The 20,188-nt window shown below is 61.2% G+C and carries 18 protein-coding genes; 7 read left to right on the forward strand and 11 right to left on the reverse strand.

What is annotated here, in order from left to right; translation table 11 throughout:
- Positions 1-42: 42 nt before the first annotated feature.
- The 5 genes from EAO82_RS01875 to EAO82_RS01895 form a co-directional block, all read right to left on the reverse strand.
- A complete protein-coding gene (locus EAO82_RS01875; RefSeq protein ID WP_096345485.1) occupies positions 43-1,053 on the reverse strand; it encodes a zinc-binding alcohol dehydrogenase family protein in 1,011 nt (336 codons plus the stop codon).
- A gap of 85 nt (positions 1,054-1,138) precedes the next feature.
- A complete protein-coding gene (gene fhuB / locus EAO82_RS01880; RefSeq protein WP_096345486.1) occupies positions 1,139-3,118 on the reverse strand; it encodes a Fe(3+)-hydroxamate ABC transporter permease FhuB in 1,980 nt (659 codons plus the stop codon).
- Positions 3,111-3,989: a Fe(3+)-hydroxamate ABC transporter substrate-binding protein FhuD gene (gene fhuD, locus EAO82_RS01885; RefSeq protein WP_096345487.1), complete on the reverse strand. Its 879-nt coding sequence runs from the start codon at positions 3,987-3,989 to the stop codon at positions 3,111-3,113. Before fhuD ends, fhuB begins: the two co-directional genes overlap by 8 nt.
- A gap of 24 nt (positions 3,990-4,013) precedes the next feature.
- Positions 4,014-4,784 carry an ATP-binding cassette domain-containing protein gene (locus tag EAO82_RS01890; RefSeq protein ID WP_096345488.1) on the reverse strand — a complete coding sequence of 257 codons (771 nt, stop codon included), beginning with the start codon at positions 4,782-4,784 and terminating at the stop codon, positions 4,014-4,016.
- Between the two features lie 122 nt (positions 4,785-4,906).
- Positions 4,907-6,865, reverse strand: coding sequence for an acetoacetate--CoA ligase (locus EAO82_RS01895; protein WP_096345489.1), 1,959 nt, complete (start codon positions 6,863-6,865; stop codon positions 4,907-4,909).
- A 123-nt stretch (positions 6,866-6,988) separates the two neighbouring features.
- Between EAO82_RS01895 and EAO82_RS01900 the strand changes: the two genes are divergently transcribed.
- Positions 6,989-7,939 carry an adenosine deaminase gene (locus tag EAO82_RS01900; RefSeq protein WP_096345490.1) on the forward strand — a complete coding sequence of 317 codons (951 nt, stop codon included), beginning with the start codon at positions 6,989-6,991 and terminating at the stop codon, positions 7,937-7,939.
- Positions 7,940-7,962: 23 nt separating this feature from the next.
- Here the strand turns inward: EAO82_RS01900 and EAO82_RS01905 are convergent, their stop codons facing one another.
- Complete coding sequence (locus tag EAO82_RS01905) at positions 7,963-8,859, reverse strand: LysR family transcriptional regulator (RefSeq protein ID WP_096345491.1); 897 nt, start codon at positions 8,857-8,859, stop codon at positions 7,963-7,965.
- Positions 8,860-8,959: 100 nt separating this feature from the next.
- On the opposite strand from EAO82_RS01905, the gene trpB reads away from it, so the two are divergent.
- Entirely contained in the window at positions 8,960-10,171 is a 1,212-nt protein-coding gene (gene trpB, locus EAO82_RS01910; RefSeq protein ID WP_096345492.1) for a tryptophan synthase subunit beta, read from the forward strand.
- Complete coding sequence (trpA, locus tag EAO82_RS01915) at positions 10,168-10,983, forward strand: tryptophan synthase subunit alpha (protein ID WP_096345493.1); 816 nt, start codon at positions 10,168-10,170, stop codon at positions 10,981-10,983. The genes trpB and trpA overlap by 4 nt, the downstream gene beginning before the upstream one ends.
- Before the next feature lie 214 nt (positions 10,984-11,197).
- Here the strand turns inward: trpA and aroE are convergent, their stop codons facing one another.
- From aroE to EAO82_RS01940, 5 genes are all read right to left on the reverse strand, one after another.
- Positions 11,198-12,007, reverse strand: coding sequence for a shikimate dehydrogenase (gene aroE, locus EAO82_RS01920; protein ID WP_096345637.1), 810 nt, complete (start codon positions 12,005-12,007; stop codon positions 11,198-11,200).
- A gap of 2 nt (positions 12,008-12,009) precedes the next feature.
- Positions 12,010-12,933 (reverse strand): oxygen-dependent coproporphyrinogen oxidase, encoded by a 924-nt coding sequence (hemF, locus tag EAO82_RS01925; RefSeq protein ID WP_096345638.1) that lies wholly within the window; start codon positions 12,931-12,933, stop codon positions 12,010-12,012.
- Positions 12,934-12,951: 18 nt separating this feature from the next.
- Positions 12,952-13,509 carry an L-threonylcarbamoyladenylate synthase gene (locus tag EAO82_RS01930; RefSeq protein ID WP_096345494.1) on the reverse strand — a complete coding sequence of 186 codons (558 nt, stop codon included), beginning with the start codon at positions 13,507-13,509 and terminating at the stop codon, positions 12,952-12,954.
- A gap of 75 nt (positions 13,510-13,584) precedes the next feature.
- Positions 13,585-14,697 (reverse strand): DNA-processing protein DprA, encoded by a 1,113-nt coding sequence (gene dprA / locus EAO82_RS01935; protein WP_096345495.1) that lies wholly within the window; start codon positions 14,695-14,697, stop codon positions 13,585-13,587.
- A 70-nt stretch (positions 14,698-14,767) separates the two neighbouring features.
- Entirely contained in the window at positions 14,768-15,793 is a 1,026-nt protein-coding gene (locus tag EAO82_RS01940; RefSeq protein ID WP_096345496.1) for a LysM peptidoglycan-binding domain-containing protein, read from the reverse strand.
- 139 nt (positions 15,794-15,932) lie between these two features.
- Between EAO82_RS01940 and def the strand changes: the two genes are divergently transcribed.
- From def to trkA, 4 genes are all read left to right on the forward strand, one after another.
- Positions 15,933-16,445 (forward strand): peptide deformylase, encoded by a 513-nt coding sequence (def, locus tag EAO82_RS01945; protein ID WP_096345497.1) that lies wholly within the window; start codon positions 15,933-15,935, stop codon positions 16,443-16,445.
- 63 nt (positions 16,446-16,508) lie between these two features.
- Positions 16,509-17,462 carry a methionyl-tRNA formyltransferase gene (fmt, locus tag EAO82_RS01950; RefSeq protein ID WP_096345498.1) on the forward strand — a complete coding sequence of 318 codons (954 nt, stop codon included), beginning with the start codon at positions 16,509-16,511 and terminating at the stop codon, positions 17,460-17,462.
- The gene (gene rsmB / locus EAO82_RS01955; protein WP_096345499.1) at positions 17,459-18,811 is read left to right on the forward strand and encodes a 16S rRNA (cytosine(967)-C(5))-methyltransferase RsmB; all 1,353 of its coding nucleotides are present in this window, start codon (positions 17,459-17,461) and stop codon (positions 18,809-18,811) included. Before fmt ends, rsmB begins: the two co-directional genes overlap by 4 nt.
- Positions 18,808-20,181, forward strand: coding sequence for a Trk system potassium transporter TrkA (gene trkA, locus EAO82_RS01960; protein ID WP_096345500.1), 1,374 nt, complete (start codon positions 18,808-18,810; stop codon positions 20,179-20,181). Before rsmB ends, trkA begins: the two co-directional genes overlap by 4 nt.
- Positions 20,182-20,188 lie beyond the last annotated feature (7 nt).

Here is a 20,188-nt window from a genome sequence, read left to right on the forward strand (position 1 = left end):
CGGATGGCAGAAGCGGCAAGCGCAAGGGCCTGCCGCTACAGGTTAAAAGCCTTCGAGTACCAGCTTGCCCCGGGCCTTGTGGCTTTCCAGCAGGCGATGGGCCTTGAGCAGATTGGCCGCGTTGATAGTGCCAAAGTGCTCACCCAGGGTGGTTTTCAAGGTGCCCTTGTCGACCAGCTCAGCAACCCGGTTCAATAGTCGGCTCTGTTCAATCATGTCCGGAGTCTGATGCAGGCTGCGGGCAAACATGAACTCCCAGTGCAGCGACAGACACTTGGGTTTGAGCTTGAGAACGTCCAGGCTGTCAAAATCATCGATCAGGCCCAGCTTGCCTTGCGGCGCCAGACATTCAATGTATTGCTCATAATGCTCGGCGGTGTGGGTCAGCGAGGCAACCAGTTCAACCTGCTCTATGCCTATAGCCTGCAACTGCGCCAGCATCGGCTGATTGTGGTCAATCACATGCTGCGCGCCCAGGTCGCTGATCCACTGCACGCTTTCTGGCCGCGAGGCCGTCGCCACCACTGTCAGTTCGGTTAACTGACGCGCCAGCTGCACCAGGATTGAACCCACGCCACCGGCGCCGCCGATCACCAGCAGAGTCTGGCCGGCGCCGCCGCCTTCGGTGACGCCGAGGCGATCAAACAGCAGCTCCCAGGCGGTGATGGCGGTCAGTGGCAGAGCAGCAGCCTGTGCATCACTCAGGCTGGCGGGCGCATGGCCGACAATGCGCTCGTCGACCAGATGGTATTCGGCATTACAGCCGGGCCAGTTAATCGCACCAGCGTAGTAGACCCGGTCACCTGCCTTGAACGCGCTGACCTCGGCGCCTGTAGCCTCAACGGTACCGACCGCATCCCAACCGAGCACGTCATAGGCGCCAGTCAGAGGTGCGCGGTTGCGGCGGATCTTGGCGTCTACCGGATTAACCGAAACGGCAGCGACCTTGACCAGCAGATCACGCGGACCGGGTTCGGGGCGGGGCAATTCGATGTCTTGCAGCGCGTCGGCACGATCAAGATCACCGGCTTGTTGATATCCAACAGCTTTCATATTCTGGCTCCCAGGCGGATTGATATGCCACCCATTGTGAACCCATGAACGGGGCCAGGGAAGTCGACGTAAGTGGCAGCCTGTTTCAGCGCGGGCGCCGGCTCAGGCCCCAGATCAGATAAGCGCCGCCGATCAACGCCGCCAGCAGGCCCGCCGGCAACTGAGTTGGGAACAGCAGATTGCGCCCCAGCCAGTCAGCAGCGACCATGACGCCGGCACCGAGCAGGCCGGCTGCGAGTAGCTGCGTACGCGCCTGATTGAAGCCGAGCAGCCGCGCCAGGTGAGGCGCCATCAGCCCGATAAAGCTTAGCGGGCCAACCAGCAGCGTGGCCGCCGCGGTCAGCAGCGCCGCCAGCAGCATGATGCTCAGGCGTGCCCGTGCCAGCGGCACGCCCAGGCTGCGCGGCGTGTCTTCACCCAGCGGCAGCAAGGTCAGCCAGCGGCCGAGCGGCAGGCATAACAGTAGCAACACAGCAGCAATAACCAACGCCATGATGCTGGTCGGCAGCTGCACATGGTAGGTCGAACCGGCCAGCCATCCGAGCAGGCTCTGCCCGCGCGGATCGTTCATCGACAGCACCAGCATCTGCACCGCATCGAACAGTGAGCTGATGGCAATACCCACCAGCAGCAATCGTTCAGGCGAGAAACTCTGGCGTCGGGCAAAGCCCATGATGATCAGCAAGGTGACCAGCGCACCCAGGCAGCCGAGCACCAGCCGCGCCACCAGCGGCGCGCCCGGCCAGAGAAAGACCATGGCCATCAGCGCCATGGCTGCGCCAGCGCTGATGCCCATGATTTCCGGGCTGGCCAGAGGGTTGCCGGTCAGGCGTTGCAGCAGTGTGCCGGCCAGCGCCAGCATCAGGCCTGCCCCCGCGGCCGCCAGTACGCGAGGTGTGCGCCATTGCACCACCTGCGGATCCAGAATCCACTGCCAGCCCTCGGCGCCACGGCCAAACCACAGCGCCAGCGCGATCAGCGCCAGCAACAGGCCGCCGATCCACAGCAGCTTGAGCGGGCGGGCCGGGGTCGACAGCACCATCGCCGAGTTCAGCTGCGGGCGACCGCCGCCCATGCGCATGCGCGGCAGCAGCCACAACAGCAGTGGCGCGCCAAGCAGCGCGGTAACAGCGCCGGTGGGCAGCATGTCATCCAGTTGGCCGCTGAGTTGCTGGATGCCCAGGTCCGCCAGCCACAGCAGCGCGGCGCCCAGCAAAGGCGTCCAGATCAAGCGCTGGCGCAGGGTTCTGGCGCCCATCAGCCGGCAAATAGCCGGGGCCGCCAGGCCGATAAAGCCGATCAGACCGACGACGCTGACCACACAAGCGGTGAGGAAAACTGCCAGCGCCAGCCCACCCAGGCGTACTCGGTCCAGCGACACACCCAGACTACGCGCGCCGGTTTCTTCCAGCTCCAACAGGCTTAAAGGGCGTATCAACCAGGCCACCAGCACAGCGACCAACAGCAAGCGCGGGAGCAGAAACAGCACGCTGTCCCAACTGTTCTGACTCAGCGAACCGGCGCTCCAGATAAACAGCGAGGTCAGCCCCTGGGGTTGCAGCATCATCAGCATCACATTCAGCGCGCCGAGATACAGGCTGAGCACCATGCCGGCCAGGATCAGGCTCAATGGCGACATACCCCGGCGCCGGGCCAAAGCGTAGACCAGCAGCATGCTCAGCCCACCGCCGACCAGCGCCACCCACTCTCTGATCACCAGCAAACCGGGCGCATACAAGGTGGCCAGCGCCAATGCCAACTGTGCGCCGTTGGCCACGCCCAGCGTGGTTGGCGAGGCCAACGGGTTGCGCAACACCTGCTGCATCAGCAAGCCGGCAAGGCCCAAGGCCGCGCCGCAGAGCAGGGCGACGAACAGCCGAGGCAACCAGCTGTAGTGCATCAGCAACTGATCCAGATTGTCCCGGTCCGGCGTCCAGAGCGCCTGCCACCACTGCGCTGGCGCTAGCTCCTGGCGCAGATCCAGCAAAGCCAACAGCAAGCCCAGCGCCAGCAATGCCAACACTCCTTTGCCGACTGAAAAGCGTCCCGCCACGGCTTCACTCATCCAGCAGCGCCTCTTCCAGCAAGCGGGCAAAACGTTGGGCTGACAGCAAGCCGCCGTACTGCCAAGTCGGCGCAAACGCATGAACCCGGCCGGCGCGCACGAAGGGCATCGCCTGCCAGAGTACGGAACGCTGCAGCGCGCGATCTGCATCCAGCGGCATGGGCAGTAATTTGATCAGGGTCGCGTCAGGCTGGGTGGCCAGCTGTTCTATGCCAACCTGGGCATAGCCCCAATAGTTGTCCGTTCCGGCCCAGGCGTTGGTCAGCCCAAGGCGCTTGAGAACCGCGGAAAACAGGCTGCTGCCGCCAGAAACACGTACATGCCGATCATCAATAAAGCTGACCAACAACAGCGGTGGTTGCGGCTGGCTTTTCAGGCGTTTACGTAGTGCAGCCTGCTGGCTGTCCAGTTGCATAATCAGCGCCTCGGCCTCGGCCTGGTGACCGGTCAGCGCGGCCAGTTCGCGAGTGACTTGTACCGCGTTGTCATAAGGATCGGATTCGGGGCGATAGATCGACAGGCTTTTTACCGGAGCGATGTGCTCCAGCTTGGCGCGCAGGCCTTCGAACTGCGGGGTGATCAGAATCAGCGCCGGGTTCAGCTGCGCGAGCAGTTCCAGGTTTGGTTCGGTGCGCAGGCCTAGATCATGCACCGCGTCCGGCATCACGGGTTCGCTGACCCAGCGCCGGTAGTTGTCCAGATCCGCCACAGCCAGGGGCGTGACACCAATGCCCAACAGGGTTTCGGCCAGCCCCCAGTCGATCACCGCAATGCGCTCGGCGGCGGGCGCTCCGGAGGCGGGCGCCGCCATCATTCCTGTGCCCGATAGCGCCAGGCAGAGAGCCAGCAGCAAGCTGCGCAGGGGGGTCATTTCAGCATATCCATACCGGCGGCTTCAGGCCTGGACCACCGCAAAGGGTACGGGTTGATGGGGATGCGCCATGACCGTCATGGGCACACCATAGATACTCTCCAGGTGCAGATCGGTCATCAGCTCGGTCGGACTGCCTTGCATCAGCAAGCGGCCGGAATGCAGGGCAATCAGATGATCGCAGTAACGCGCGGCCATATTGATATCGTGCAGTACAACGATGACGCCCAACCCCAACTCCTCGCTCAGATCACGCACCAGCGCCAGAACTTCTACCTGGTGGGCGATATCCAGTGCCGAGGTCGGTTCGTCGAGCAAAAGATAGCGGGTTTCCTGGGCCAGCAGCATGGCCAACCAGACTCGCTGACGCTCGCCACCGGACAGACTGTCGACCATCCGCTCGGCAAATCCGCCAACGTCGGTCAGGTGCATCGCCCGTTCAACCTGCTGGCGATCGGTCTTGCCGAAGCGTCCAAGCAGCCCGTGCCAGGGGTAACGCCCGAAGCCGACCAGTTCGCGCACGCTGAGGTTTTCCGCGGCAGGCAACTGCTGCGGCAGGTAAGCCACCTGACGGGCAAAATCACGGTCGGCCCAGGCGGCCATGGGCCGGCCATCGAGCATCAAGTGTCCAGCGCTGGGCGCCTGTTGGCGGGCCAGCAATTTGATCAGAGTCGATTTTCCCGAGCCATTGTGTCCGATCAGCCCGGTCATGCAGCCTTCATCCAGAGTCAGATCAAGCGGCTGGAGCAGGGTGCGTTGGGGCACAGAGAAGGTCACGCCTTCCAGTTGAAACATGCAGGCTCCGGACAGCAGGAGAGGGAGTGGAATTGCTGCCTCGGAATGTAAACTAAATCACAAGCATTATCAATCCGACAGCCCGGCTACGGCGGCTCTGCCCTGCGTCATGAGGTCACAGACTACTGCCAGATCTCGGCATGTTCGGCGATCTGATCCAGCGCTTCAGGGTTGGCAAGTGCTTCCCGATTGGTGATCGGCTCGCGGCGCAGCAACTTGGCGACGGCCAATTCGACCTTCTTGCCGCTACGGGTATAGGGCACCTGCTCAATCTGTACGATCCGCGCTGGTACATGCCGCGGGCTGGCATGCTCACGAATACGCTGGCGGATGCGCTGGCGCAGCGCGTCGTCGAGCTGTTGCTGCGGATTCATCACTACCAGCAGCAGCACCCGCACATCCCCTTCCCAATCCTGACCGACTACCAGGCTGTCGGCGATTTCTTCCAGAGTTTCTACCTGGCGGTAGATCTCCGCCGTGCCGATGCGCACGCCGCCTGGGTTCAAGGTTGCATCGCTGCGGCCATGGATGATGCAGCCGCCTTCGGCGTCGAACTCGATATAGTCGCCATGCGCCCACACCCCCGGAAACCGCTCGAAGTAAGCAGCGCGGTAGCGGCTGCCATCTTCATCGTTCCAGAACCCCAGCGGCATGCAGGGTGCCGGCTGCAGGCAGACCAGCTCCCCCCGCTCGCCGATAACCACCGCGCCATTTTCATCGAAGGCCTGCACGTCCATGCCGAGCATGCGGCACTGGATCACCCCACGACGCACCGGCAACAGAGGTGCAGCGCCGACAAAACAGGAGACGATGTCGGTGCCGCCGGAAATTGAGGCCAGCAACAGATCGGCCTTGACCGCCTGATAGACCCAGTCGTAATCCTCCGGCAACAGCGGAGAGCCGGTGGAGAGCAGCACGCGCATTGGCTTTAGATCGAACTGCTGACCAGGCTGCAGATGGGCGTTCCGGCAACCGCCGAGAAACTTGGCGCTGGTACCGAAATGCGTGACGCGGTAATCCTCGGCCAATTGCCAGAGTGCGTTCAGATCAGGATGGCCGGGATTGCCATCGAACAGCACCAGTTCGGCACCGGTAACCAGCCCCGAGGCCAGCCAGTTCCACATCATCCAGCCACAGGTGGTGAAGTAGAACAGCACATCGTCCGGCCCCAGATCGCCGTGCAGCATCAGCTCCTTGCTGTGTTGGAGTAATGTGCCGCCGGCGCCATGCACGATGCACTTGGGCACTCCGGTGGTGCCTGAGGAGTAAAGGATATACAGCGGATGATCGAAGGGCAGCGCGGCGAATTGCAGTTCGGCGGCGGCGTGTTGTTGCTGTACCGCAGACCAGTCGACCACCCCTTCCGGAAGCGCCAGATCCGGCACATTGGCGATCATCAGCAACTGCTCGACCGAAGGCAACTGGGAGCGCAACTCCAACGCCTGTTGCCGACGGTCGAATACCTTGCCGCCATAGCCATAAGCGTTCACGCAGATCAGCACCCGTGGCTCGATCTGGCTGAAGCGATCAAGAATGCCACTGGTGCCAAAATCCGGCGAGGCCGAGGACCAGACCGCACCGAGACTGGCGCAGGCCAACATACCGACGATCGCCTCGGGAATATTCGCCACCACGGCCGCCACGCGATCGCCGGGTAATACGCCGCTGTCGTTCAACCAGGCCGCCAGCGCCGCCACCTGATTCAAAAGGTCGGCGCGGCTCAGGGTAAAATCGGGCCGCGTCTCCGAGCGCGCATGCAAGGCTGGCGCTTGGGCGTCACCTTGCAACGCGTGACGCAACAGATTCTCGGCGAAGTTCAAGCGCACTTCGGGAAACCAGCGCGCGCCGGGCAGGGCATGACTTTCCAGCACCTTGCCCGCAGGCGTAGCAGCGATCACGCCGGTATAGTCCCAGATGCTCTGCCAAAACGCCTCGATGTCCGCTATCGACCACGCATGCAGCGCCTGATAATCCGTTCCGGGCGAGGCGCCTTGCGCCTGCAGCCAATAGCGGTAGCGCGCCATGCGGCTATGGGACAGCGCATGCTGATCAGGGCGGTGCATTACGACAGGCAGGCTCATGCGGATTCTCCGGCAACATTCTTTGGGCTTAATCCTAGCATGAGCTTGATGCACCACTGAGGACAGCGCCGCTGCAATTCAGTACATTGCTCTGAACGTCCCGCGATTGAATGAGGCTCCCTTATGTACGACTGGCTCAACCGCCTACCCAAGGCCGAATTGCACATGCATCTGGAAGGTTCGCTGGAGCCGGAACTGCTGTTCACCCTCGCCCGGCGTAACGCCATCGACCTGCCTTGGGCTGGGGTCGAGCAACTGCGTGACGCTTACGCCTTCAACAACCTGCAGGAATTTCTCGACCTCTACTATCAGGGCGCTGACGTACTGCGTACCGAGCAGGACTTCTATGATCTGACCTGGGCCTATCTGCTCAAATGCCAGGCACAGAATGTGGTGCATACCGAGCCTTTCTACGATCCGCAGACTCACACCGAGCGCGGCATCCCCTTTGAAGTGGCGTTGAACGGCATTAGCCAGGCGCTGCAGGACGGGCGCAAGCAACTCGGCATCAGCAGCGGCCTGATCCTGAGTTTCCTCCGGCATTTACCCGAGGAAGAAGCGCTGAAAACGCTCAAGCAGGCCATGCCTTACCGCGACGCGTTTTTTGCTGTGGGTCTGGATAGTTCGGAGATGGGTCACCCACCAAGCAAGTTCCAGCGAGTGTTCGAACAGGCTCGCGGAGAGGGCTTTGCGGCCGTGGCTCATGCCGGAGAGGAGGGGCCGCCGGAATATATCTGGGAGGCGCTGGACCTGCTCAAAGTCAGCCGCATTGACCATGGCGTGCGAGCGACGGAGAATCCGAAGCTGATTGATCGGCTGATCGAGGAGCAGATTCCGCTGACTGTGTGCCCGCTATCGAATACCAAGCTCTGCGTCTTTGATGATATGGCCGAGCATCCGATTCTTGAATTGCTGGAGCGCGGCGTCAAGGTCACGGTCAATTCCGATGACCCCGCTTACTTCGGCGGCTATGTGACCGAGAACTTCATGGCACTGCACGACAGCCTGGGCATGACCCGCGAGCAGGCTCAGCGTCTGGCGCAGAACAGCCTGGATGCGCGAATGGCGCCCTAACTGCAGGATGAGTCAGTGCAGGTTTAGTCAGCCTCGGCCTGAAGGTTAACCCGCAACCAATCCGCCAGGCGCGCTGATTGGGTTTGCGACGCGCGGGCGCTGGTCCAGAGTGTCAGACAGTTGGAGGTGCCGACAAAGCCCCAGGGCGCCAATAAGCGCCCAGCAGCGATGTCGTCAGCGACCAGTTGCTGCGGCGCGATCGCCACGCCCAGGCCGGCTAGCGCTGCTTCCAGCAGATAATACAGGTGCTCGAAGCCCTGACCCTGATGCAGCTCGGCCGGATCGAGTCCGCTGGCTCTGGCCCAATCTGGCCAGGCTTGCTCGCGCGAGTGCGTATGCAGCAATGCTTCGGTGAAGAGTTTGTCTGCAGGCTGATCCAACAGCGCCGCCGCGCCCGCATAGCGCGGGCTGAACACCGGGCCAATACGCTCTTTGGCCAGCTCGTACACCTGCATATCCGCTGGCCAGGGTGGCTCGGCGAAGAGCAGCGTGGCACTGACGCCAGGCTTGCGCGGATCCATCTCGCCTTCGCTGGCAGACAGATGCAAATTCAAACCCGGCAGTTCGCTATTCAACCGGTCCAGCCGGGGAATAAACCAACGCGCCAGCAGACTGCCCGGGCAGGCCAGCAGAAAGGGTGCGTGCGCTTGCGCCTGACGAATATCAGCACAAGCGCTGCGCAGCCCATCGAAAGCATCGCGGCTGGCATCACGCAGCCTTCTGCCTGCCGGCGTCAGTTGCACGCCGCGACCAACTTTTTCAAACAGGCTGACGCCAAGCTCTTCTTCCAATGTGCGAATCTGGCGGCTGACCGCACCGTGCGTTACATTCAACTGTTCCGCAGCCTGGCTCACGCTTTCCAGTTGCGCTGCAACCTCGAAGGCCCTTAAGGCATTGAGTGAGGGAAGATCACGACTCATATCTATATGTCACTTTTTCTCACAGGTTCGTGCCATCTTATCGGTTTTTTTTCTCGCTTGCCTACCCTAGTCTGAGCGCAATTCAAAAGAGGTAGCGATTATGCAGACCAACACCAATTTCAGTCGCGGTGCAGACGCCCAAGGCCAGTTCGGCTCCTTCGGTGGGCGTTTTGTCGCCGAGTCCCTGATGCCGCTGATTCTCGATCTTGAGCAGGCCTTCAACACCGCCCTGAGCGAGCCGAACTTTCTCGCCGAGCTCGACCGCTTTCAGGCCGAGTTCGTCGGCCGGCCCAGCCCGCTGTATTTTGCCGAGCGCCTGACCGAGCTGTATGGCGGCGCCAAGATCTACTTCAAGCGCGAAGAGCTGAACCACACCGGCGCGCACAAGATCAACAACTGCATCGGTCAGGTGCTGCTGGCCAAGCGCATGGGCAAAACCCGGATCATCGCCGAAACGGGCGCCGGCATGCACGGCGTGGCGACCGCCACCGTGGCGGCGCGCTTCGGCTTGCCCTGTGTGGTCTATATGGGCGCCACCGATATCGAACGCCAGCGCGATAATGTTTCACGCATGCGCCTGATGGGCGCCGAGATCGTGCCCGTCACCTCCGGCACCGGCACCCTGAAGGACGCGATGAACGAGGCATTACGCGACTGGGTCACCAATGTCGACAACACCTTTTACATGATCGGCACGGTTGCCGGTCCGCATCCCTATCCCACCATGGTCCGCGAGTTCCAGGCGGTAATAGGCCGGGAAACGCGAGTGCAGATGCAAGCCCGCGAAGGGCGCCTGCCCGATAGCCTGGTGGCCTGCATTGGCGGCGGCTCGAATGCGATGGGGCTGTTTCACGCGTTTCTGGATGACCCCAGCGTGCAGCTGATTGGCGTGGAAGCCGCCGGTGAAGGCCTGGACAGCGGCAAGCATGCTGCCAGCCTCAAAGGCGGCGTGGCCGGTGTGTTGCACGGCAACCGCACCTACCTGCTGCAGGACAACGACGGCCAGATCACCGACGCGCATTCGGTCTCCGCCGGCCTGGATTACCCGGGTATCGGCCCGGAACACGCCTGGTTGCACGAACAGGGCCGGGTCGATTATGCCGCGGTGACCGACACCGAGGCGCTGGATGCTTTCCATGTCTGCTGTCGCCAGGAGGGTATTATTCCGGCACTGGAAACCGCCCACGCGCTGGCAGAAGTCGCCAAGCGCGCGCCGCTGTTGCCCAAGGATCATCTGATGGTTGTCTGCCTGTCCGGTCGCGGTGACAAGGACATGCCGACCGTATTGCGTCTGATGGAGGAAAAAGCATGACCTCACGTTTAGCCGGACGCTTTGCCGAACTCAAAGCCGCCAACCGTTCCGCGCTGGTGACCTATATCTGTGCGGGTGACCCTGGCTATGACGCCAGTCTGTCACTGCTCAAGCAATTGCCGGCGGCAGGCGCGGACGTCATCGAGCTGGGCATGCCCTTCAGCGATCCGATGGCCGATGGCCCGACCATTCAGGCCGCTGCCGTGCGAGCGTTGAATGCGGGGCAAACGCAACTGAAAACTCTGGAAATGGTTCGCCAGTTTCGCCTTGAGGATCAGAGCACCCCGCTGGTGCTGATGGGCTATTACAACCCGATCTACCGCTATGGTCCCGAAGCCTTTATGCGTGATGCCCGGGAAGCGGGTGTGGATGGTCTGTTGATTGTCGATCTGCCTGCCGAGCACGACAGCGAACTGGGCCCCCTGGCACGCGAAGCGGGGCTGGACATGATTCGTATGGCCACGCCGACTACCGACGCCAAACGGCTACCAGCAGTACTGGATCGCGCCAGCGGTTTTCTCTACTACGTGTCGCTCAATGGCGTGACCGGGGTAGGGCAGGCGGACAACGCCACGGTGCGCGATGCGATTGGCGCGATTCAGCAGCAGACTGATCTGCCGGTCTGTGTCGGCTTTGGCGTTCGCACGCCGGAGCAGGCAGCGCGCTTTGCGCTGGACGCCGAAGGTGTTGTGGTGGGGTCGGCGCTGGTCGAGCAGATCGCCAATGCCGATTCGCCGGAGCAGGGGGTCAAGGATGTGCTGAGTCTGGTATCGGTTCTGTCGCAAGCGGTGCAGCAGGCACGCAGTCAGTAACTCACCGGGAAGGCCGAGTTCCATCTGAATCATCTGCGCTGCACGCTATATCGCTTGGTCCGAAGGGAACTCGACTCTTCCAGAGCTAGGCATTTGCTTGGTGGGAGCGCCGGCCTCGGCGCGAAGGCGGAGTCCGTTTTCGCCGCGGGGCCGCGGCTCCTACCGTTAATGGTGTTAACAATGCCTTGGTTCAGCGCCTACCGCCATAGCCTAGCTATCCGCGCAACGCCGCCAGTACTGGCGCGGTGTCAGGCCGCACACCGCGCCATAACAGAAAGGCCTCGGCGGCCTGCTCGACCAGCATACCCAGCCCGTCCATACAGCGCGCGGCGCCGTGTTCGGCGGCCCACCGATTGAACGGGGTCGCCTCACTGGCATACATCATGTCGTAGCAGAGCGTATGCCCCGGGCGAATCAGCTTCGGCGAAATATCCGGCACCTCGCCACCCAGGCTGGCTGACGTGGCATTGATAATCAGATCAACCGACTCTTCAATCCAGTCAAAGCCCGATGCACTGATCGGACCCTGATCGACAAACAGCGCCGCCAGCTCCTCGGCTTTGCTCACCGTACGATTAACCACGCACAGGTGCTTGGGGCCAGCGTCCAACAGCGGTTGAATCACGCCGCGCGCCGCACCGCCAGCTCCCAGAAGCAGTACCTTGAGGCCCGCCAGGGGAAAGCCGGCGTTGGCCTGAATATCACGTACCAGCCCTTTGCCGTCGGTGTTGTCACCCAGCAGCGTGCCGTCTTCCAGACGCATGATGGTATTGACGGCCCCGGCACGGTGAGCGGCCTTGCTGTGCTGATCAACCAGCACCCAGGCTTGCTCCTTGAAAGGCACCGTGACATTGACGCCACGGCCTTCAAGCAAAAACGCCCGCAGGCAGCCGGCAAAATCATCCAGCGGCGCCAATAACGCCTCGTAGGTCAGCTGTTCGCCGGTCTGCTCGGCGAACAAGCGATGGATCAGCGGCGACTTGCTGTGGCCAATTGGATTGCCGATCACCGCATAGCGATCAATGCTCATGGATGCAGCCCCAGCCAATCGCGCACCGGCAGAAATTCCGCAGCCAGCCGCGCCTCTTCACTGCCGGGCTCCGGCTGCCAGTTGTAGCCCCAGCGTACGGTGGGCGGCAGCGACATCAGAATGGATTCGGTGCGCCCGCCGGTCTGCAGACCAAACAGCGTGCCGCGGTCATAGACCAGGTTGAATTCCACATAACGCCCGCGGCGAAACTCCTGAAAAGCCTTCTGTTCGGCGCTATAAGGGGTATTGCGGCGACGCTCGACAATCGGCAGATAGGCCTCGACATAGGCATCGCCGATCGCCCGCTGGAATTCGAAACTGCGTTCGAACCCCCATTTGTTCAGATCGTCGAAAAACAGCCCGCCTACACCACGCGCTTCCTGGCGGTGCTTGAGGTAGAAATATTCATCACACCAGGCCTTGTACGCCGGATAGACATCATCGCCGAACGGCTTGCAGGCGTCGTGTGCGACCTGGTGCCAGTGCACGCAGTCTTCTTCGTGACCATAGTAGGGCGTCAGATCGAAGCCGCCGCCAAACCACCAGACCGGATCGGCACCCGGCATCTCGGCGACGAAAAACCGCACATTGGCGTGTGAGGTAGGGATATGCGGGTTGTTCGGATGCATGACCAGCGACACGCCCATGGCCTGGAAAGAGCGGCCAGCCAGTTCCGGGCGTTGCGCTGTGGCAGAAGGTGGCATGCTGTCGCCGTGTACATGGGAAAAGCCCACGCCGCCCTTTTCCAGCATGCCGCCGTTCTCGATAATCCGCGAGCGTCCACCGCCGCCGCCCGGGCGCTCCCAGCATTCCTCCTGAAAGGTCGCCTGACCGTCGGCTGACTCCAGTGCGGCGCAGATGCGATCCTGCAGCCCCATCAGGTAGTCTTTGACGGCAGCAACATCGGTGGCATCGGGCATATCTTTCACGGGCTTACCTCAGGACGGGCGGATGATCTGGTCGGTCTGCAAGTCCCTGATGATACTGGGATTGCGCTGCCCACCCAATGCGCCAGGCACAATTGCATCCAGATTCTGATGAAAATACTGCTCCACGCGCAAACGCGAACGCGCCGCCGGCCGACCTGAAGGGTTAGCCGAAGTCGACACCAGTGGCCCACAGACTGCACACAACTGTCGGATCAATGGATGCGAGCTGACGCGCAACGCGACCGTCTCATGCTGCCCGGTGATCCACGGCGGCAAGCGATCCTGATGGGGTACCAGCCAGGTGTTGGCGCCGGGCCAGGACAGCCGCAGTTTGGCCAACTGACCATCCGGCAAATCCCACAACAGGAAATCAAACTGTTCAATCTCGCCGGCGACTAAAATAAGGCCCTTTTCCACCGGGCGTTGCTTCAGTTCCAGAAGCCGCTCGACCGCATCAGCCTTCCAGGGATGGCAACCCAGCCCCCAAACCGCCTCAGTCGGATAGGCAATCACGCCGCCTGCATGAAGAATGCGTTCTACCTGTCTGATACGCCAGTTTGCCAACATGCTGTCCTCGATAAGCCATCAATGCTGTGACAGTATCCGAGCCACGCCGCAGGCTCAAGCGCTTAGGCGTGGCGATCAGCGGCGGGAAAACCCATGCGGGGTTTGCTGAACGTGGCCGGCCAGTTCCAGATCCAGCAGCTCGTACATCACCTGCTCCACCGCCAGACCACTGTGCTGGCTGAGCCAGTCAATACTCGCTGGCTGATGGTCCAGGCAGCGCCATAATGGGCTATCAGGCGCCTGTGTGACATCGTCATAACCTTCGGCCGCAGCCAGTGCGGCTTTCAGCGGCAGCTTCAATACGTCCAGCACATCCTGCACTGTCTCGACCAGATGCGCGCCCTGGCGCAACAGCTGATGGCAGCCCTTGGCCTGGGAGTTGTGGATTGAGCCGGGCATGGCAAAGACTTCGCGATTTTGCTCCAGCGCCAGGCGCGCGGTAATCAGCGAGCCGCTGTTAAGGCTGGCCTCGACCACCAGCGTGCCCAAGCTCAGACCGCTGATAATCCGGTTTCTTTGTGGAAACTGGCCCGGCTGCGCTGATGCATCCGGCGGCAATTCCGATACCAGCAAGCCGCCCTTTTCAACAATCTGCGCGGCCAGCGCTTTATGTCGCCTGGGGTAACAGTTGTCCAGCCCCGTGCCCCATACCGCGATTGTCTGACCCTCCGCATCCAGCGCGCCCTGATGGCAGGCGCCGTCGATGCCCAAGGCCATGCCACTGGTCACCAGCAAGCCACTGGCGGTAAAGCTGCGGGCAAAGGCGCGCGCGGTCGCGGCGCCGTGCGGGCCAGGGTGGCGGGTGCCGACCATCGCCAGTTGCGGATCATGCAGCAAGCCGGGATCACCGCGCAGATACAGCAGGGGTGGGGGGTCAGCAATCTCTCTGAGCAAGGAGGGATAGTCCGGCGAGTCCAGACACAGCACGCTGCATCCGGATTGCTCCAACCAGGTCTGCACCCGCTCGAAACGCGCCAACAGCGCGGCATCACCGCGCTGCCAGGCTTGTACGGATTCGATAGCGCGCGGTTTGAGTCCGAGTGATTGCAGACGCAACAGATCGGCGTCGAGCACATCGGCGAGGCAAGGGAAGTGCGGTAAAAGGCGGGTGACGGCGCGTGCGCCAAACCCATCAAGCAGAGACAGAACCACAAAGGCCTGTCGGCTATCGGACAGGGGGTAGTGCATGGATCATCCTTGATCAGAACGCGGCACCGCCCGTTTCAGGCGGTGCCTCAAGACTTTGAAAATCCCAGACTCAGGGATTGCGTACCTTGTCCATGATCGCCATCTGACGGCTGGCTTCCAACACGATGCCATAGCTCATCTTGTCATAGGCGCGGAACACCATCATCAAACCGGCGTGCTCATCGGGCAGGCTGACCTGATCATTCTGCACGCGGTCACGTACCACTTCACCGGTCTTGAAGATCGACAGCACGCTGCCTTCCTTGAGACCGTCCCGAGCGCCCTTGTTGATCAGTACCACATCGTACTGGCCAATCTGAGTGACTCCATTGGGTACGTCCAGAATCAGGCCATCAATCTCGCCGGCCGGCTCACTGGGGAAGAAGGTGGACGCCAGCGGGCGCTCCTCGGTAGGCAGCAGACGATCGTTAACGCGGATCTCCTGATTGCTACGCGAGATATCCAGAGTCGCGATATCACGTTCAATGGCCGCTACTTCGCCATGGCCCAGCTCCTGGGCGTGAATACCGAGAAACTCACCTGTCTGTGGATCGGTATAGGCCTTCTCACGGCGGTAGATGCCATAGCCCGGAATCGACGGATCGATGTCGCCACGTGCATAGACGCGACTGCCCGCACCTGCCACCACACTCTCCGCCTGACCGCCGATAATGTAAGGCGCGGCTTCCAGTACAGCGGGGTCATCAATAATACGGCCGGCCCTGAGAAAGGCGTTGATCGCTTCCAACGGAATGGTCGGAATCGCTTCGGCAATTGGCTGCGAGCGTACGGTAGGAGCCAGTTTGATATTGCCGCCCTGACCGCGATTGACCATCAACCGCGGCTGGCCATCGATATACACCAGCGAGATCATATCGCCGGGATAAATCAGATGAGGGTTATTGATCTGCGGGTTCGCATGCCATATTTCTGGCCATTTCCATGGCAGGTTAAGGAAGCGCCCGGCGATATCCCAAAGTGTATCCCCCTTCACAACCTGGTACCGTTCCGGATGACCATCCCTAAAAACGGGCTCCTGTGCCTGCGCCCAAAAACTGATTGAGAGCAGCAGAAGGCCGAGTAATGTTTTCCTCATGACATGAATCCCTTTATTATAGAGGCCAGCAACCAGGTTTGACGGAGGCTTTAATACGTCAAATCCGTTCTATTTCCAAGCTGCTCATCATCTTAGCAGCACAAATTAGATTTATTCCACAATTGCGTCACAAACAGACATGGCCATATTAAACATTTTAGAATTTCCTGACCCACGCCTGCGGACCATTGCTAAACCAGTGGTGGCGGTGGATGCGCGCATCCGTCAGTTGGTCGACGATATGTTCGAAACCATGTACGACGCTCCGGGTATTGGCCTGGCAGCGACCCAGGTGAATGTGCACGAACGGGTGGTGGTAATCGACATTTCCGAGGACAACAACGACCCGCGGGTGTTTATTAACCCCGAACTAGAGCCTTTGACCGAGGACCTGGAGGGAATGCAGGAGGGTTGCCTGTCAGTCCCCGGCTTTTATGAAACCGTTACCCGTCCCGAACGCGTGCGGGTCAAGGCGTTGAACCGCGAGGGTGAGGCCTTTGACGAGGTCTGCGAGGGTTTGCTGGCAGTGTGTATTCAACACGAATGCGATCACCTGAACGGCAAGCTGTTCGTCGATTACCTTTCTAACCTGAAACGTGACCGGATTCGCAAAAAACTGGAAAAGTTGCACAAGCAACAGGCCAGCGCCTGACGCCCAACCGCATTGCAAGGCTTGCTTCGGCAAGCCTTTTTATTTAGCCGTATCAGGAACAGCATGGACTCCTCTTCTCTACGTATTGTTTTCGCTGGCACCCCGGAATTTGCCGCTGCCCACCTGCAGGCGCTGATAAACGCCAAGTTGCAGGTCGTTGGCGTATACAGCCAGCCGGACCGCCCCGCCGGCCGTGGGCAGAAGGTGGCCATGAGCGCGGTCAAGCAACTGGCGCTGCAGCATGGGCTGCCGGTGTTCCAGCCTGCCAGCCTGCGTAATGAAGAAGCACAGGCAGAACTGGCCGCGCTGAAACCCGACCTGTTCGTCGTGGTCGCCTACGGTTTGATCCTGCCGCAAGCGGTGCTGGATATTCCTCGCCTGGGCTGCATCAATAGCCATGCCTCGCTGTTGCCACGCTGGCGCGGCGCCGCGCCGATTCAGCGGGCGATTGAGGCTGGCGACAGCGAAAGCGGCGTCACCGTCATGCGTATGGAAGCCGGGCTGGATACCGGCCCTATGCTGCTCAAGGTTCGCACCCCCATCGCCGACATTGACACCGGCGGCAGTCTGCACGACCGGCTCGCACAGCTGGGTCCCGAGGCGGTCATTCAAGCTATCGCTGGACTGGCGGCAGGCACGCTGGAAGGCGAGGTTCAGGACGATGGGTTGGCGACCTACGCGCACAAGCTTAACAAGGCCGAAGCGGCTATCGATTGGCAACGTCCCGCGTTGGAGCTGAGCCGACTGATACGGGCGTTCAATCCTTGGCCACTGGCCCACGCTGGCTGGCAGGGAAAAGCGCTGAAAGTGCACGCCGCCGAGCCGGAAACCGACAACGGCCAACCCGGTGAAATTCTCGACTGCAGCAAAGCCGGGCTACTGGTCGGTTGCGGCACCGGAAGCTTGCGCCTGACCCGGCTGCAGTTACCCGGCGGCAAGCCGCTGAACTTCAGCGATATCTATAATGCCCGGCGCGACCAGTTTGCCCCAGGGCAGCGGCTGGACAACGGCCTGTGAGCCCGCGCCTGGCTGCTGCCAATGCGTTAGCGACCGTGATGGCCGGCAAGGCATCTTTGGGTACCAGCCTGCCCGCGCAAATGCAGCATGTCTCCGAGCGCGATCAGGCGCTGACCCAGGAACTGGCGTTTGGTACCGCACGCTGGTTTCAACGCTTGGACGGCCTGGCTAACGCGCTGCTGGAAAAACCCCTGAAAGCCGCCGACCGGGATCTGCACGCACTGCTGCTGGTGGGCCTTTATCAACTGCTGTTTACTCGCATTCCAGCCCACGCCGCGATTGATGAAACGGTAAATGCCGCCAAAGCGCTGAAAAAGCCATGGGCCAAGGGTTTGCTCAACGCCGTGTTGCGTCGCGCGCAGCGCGAAAGCGAGGCGCTACTGGATGGGCTGGAACGCGACCCAACTATTCGCCTGGCGCATCCCCGCTGGCTGCAGAAGCAGCTCAAGGCAGACTGGCCGCAGCATTGGGAAGCAATCTGTGCCGCCAACAACCAGCACCCGCCGATGACCCTGCGCGTGAATGCGTTGCAAGGTACGCGCGAGGATTATCTGACCAGCCTGCTTGAATCCGGCTTCGCTGCTACTGCCAGCGAGTTCAGCCCGGTGGGTGTCAGCCTTGAGCAATCCTGCGACGTCTATCGTTTGCCTGCATTCGATAAGGGCGGGGTCAGCGTTCAGGATGAAGCAGCGCAGTTGGCTACGCCTCTGCTTGAACTGCAATCCGGGCAACGTGTGCTGGATGCCTGCTGCGCCCCGGGTGGCAAGACCTGCCACATACTTGAACTGCAACCAGCACTGCAGGAGCTGGTTGCGCTGGACCTGGAGCCGCGACGGCTGCAACGGGTACGCGAAAACCTGCAGCGTCTGGGCTTGAGCGCGACATTGAAGGCAGCAGACGGTCGCGACCTCGACGCCTGGTGGGATGGCCAGCCGTTCCAGCGCATCCTGCTCGATGCCCCTTGTTCCGCCACCGGCGTTATTCGCCGGCATCCGGACATCAAGCTGACTCGCCAGGCCGAAGATATTGCTGCACTGGCGACCCTGCAGGGCGAGCTGCTCGACCGCCTCTGGCAGACGCTCGAGGTCGGCGGCATTCTGGTGTACGCCACCTGTTCGGTATTGCCCGAGGAAAACACTGAGGTGATTGATGACTTTCTTCAGCGCCAGCCCGGCGCAAGGGAGCTGTCTATCGTCGCCGACTACGGCCTGCCGCAGCCGCATGGTCGGCAGTTGTTGCCGCAAGAGAATGGCCATGATGGCTTCTATCTGGCAAAACTGATGAAAGTTAGCGCCAGCCACACGGCACGGAGCTACACTCCTGAGGATAAGGGGACAGCCGTTACATGAAAATTATTATTCTCGGTGCCGGTCAGGTAGGTGGCAGCCTGGCCGCCGAGCTGGCCAGCGAAGCCAATGACATTACCGTGATAGACACCGACGGCCCGCGCCTGCGCGAATTGAGCGACCGCCTGGACATTCGTACCGTGGTCGGCAAAGGCTCTTTTCCGACCGTTCTGCGCCAGGCCGGTGCCGATGACGCGGATATGCTGATCGCCGTTACCAGCAGCGACGAAACCAATATGATCGCCTGTCAGGTGGCGTACACGCTGTTCCGTACGCCCACCAAGATTGCGCGTATTCGCGAATCGGCGTACCTGACCCGGGGTGGGCTGTTCCATAACGAAGCCGTGCCGATCGACGTACTTATCAGCCCGGAACAGGCGGTGACCACCTACGTCAAACGCCTGATCGAAAACCCAGGTGCCTTGCAGGTGCTGGATTTCGCCGAAGGCAAGGTGCAACTGGTTGCGGTACGCGCCTATTACGGCGGCCCGCTGGTCGGTCAGGAGCTGCGCTTTCTGCGCCAGCATATGCCCGGCGTCGACACCCGGGTAGCGGCCATCTTTCGCAAGAACCGGCCGATCATCCCCAAGGGCGACACCATTATCGAGGCCGACGATGAAGTCTTCTTCATTGCCGCTACCCACGATATCCGCGCGGTAATGAGCGAGTTGCGGCGCCTGGAGAAGAACTACAAACGTATTCTTATCGCTGGCGGCGGCAACATCGGCGAACGTCTGGCGGAAGCCATCGAGAGCCGTTACAACGTGCGCATTATCGAGAAGAACAAGGCGCGTGCTGACTATCTGTCGCAGAACCTGGACAAGACCATCGTGCTGCACGGCAGTGCCTCGGACAAGGAACTGCTGATCGAAGAGAACATTGAGGATGTGGACATCTTCTGCGCGCTGACCAACGACGATGAAGCCAACATCATGTCCTCGATGCTGGCCAAGCGGCTGGGTGCACGCAAGGTCATGGCGCTGATCAATAACCCGGCGTACGTGGATCTGGTGCAGGGCGGCGAGATCGATATCGCCATCTCCCCGTCGCAGGCGACCATCGGCACCTTGCTCACGCACGTACGCCGCGGCGACATCGTCAACGTCTATTCGCTTCGCCGCGGGGCAGCGGAAGCGATCGAGGCGGTCGCCCATGGCGACTCGCGCTCGTCCAAGGTGGTAGGCCGCAAGATCGGTGAGATCGATTTGCCCCCGGGTACTACCATTGGCGCGATCGTTCGCAACGAAGAGGTATTGATTGCCCATGACTCCACCTTGGTCGAGTCCGAAGATCACGTGATTCTGTTCGTTATCGACAAGAAGCATATTCGCGATGTAGAACGCCTGTTCCAGGTCGGGCTGACGTTCTTCTGATGATCAT

It is taken from the genome of Halopseudomonas pelagia (genome assembly GCF_009497895.1).
GTDB lineage: Bacteria > Pseudomonadota > Gammaproteobacteria > Pseudomonadales > Pseudomonadaceae > Halopseudomonas > Halopseudomonas pelagia_A.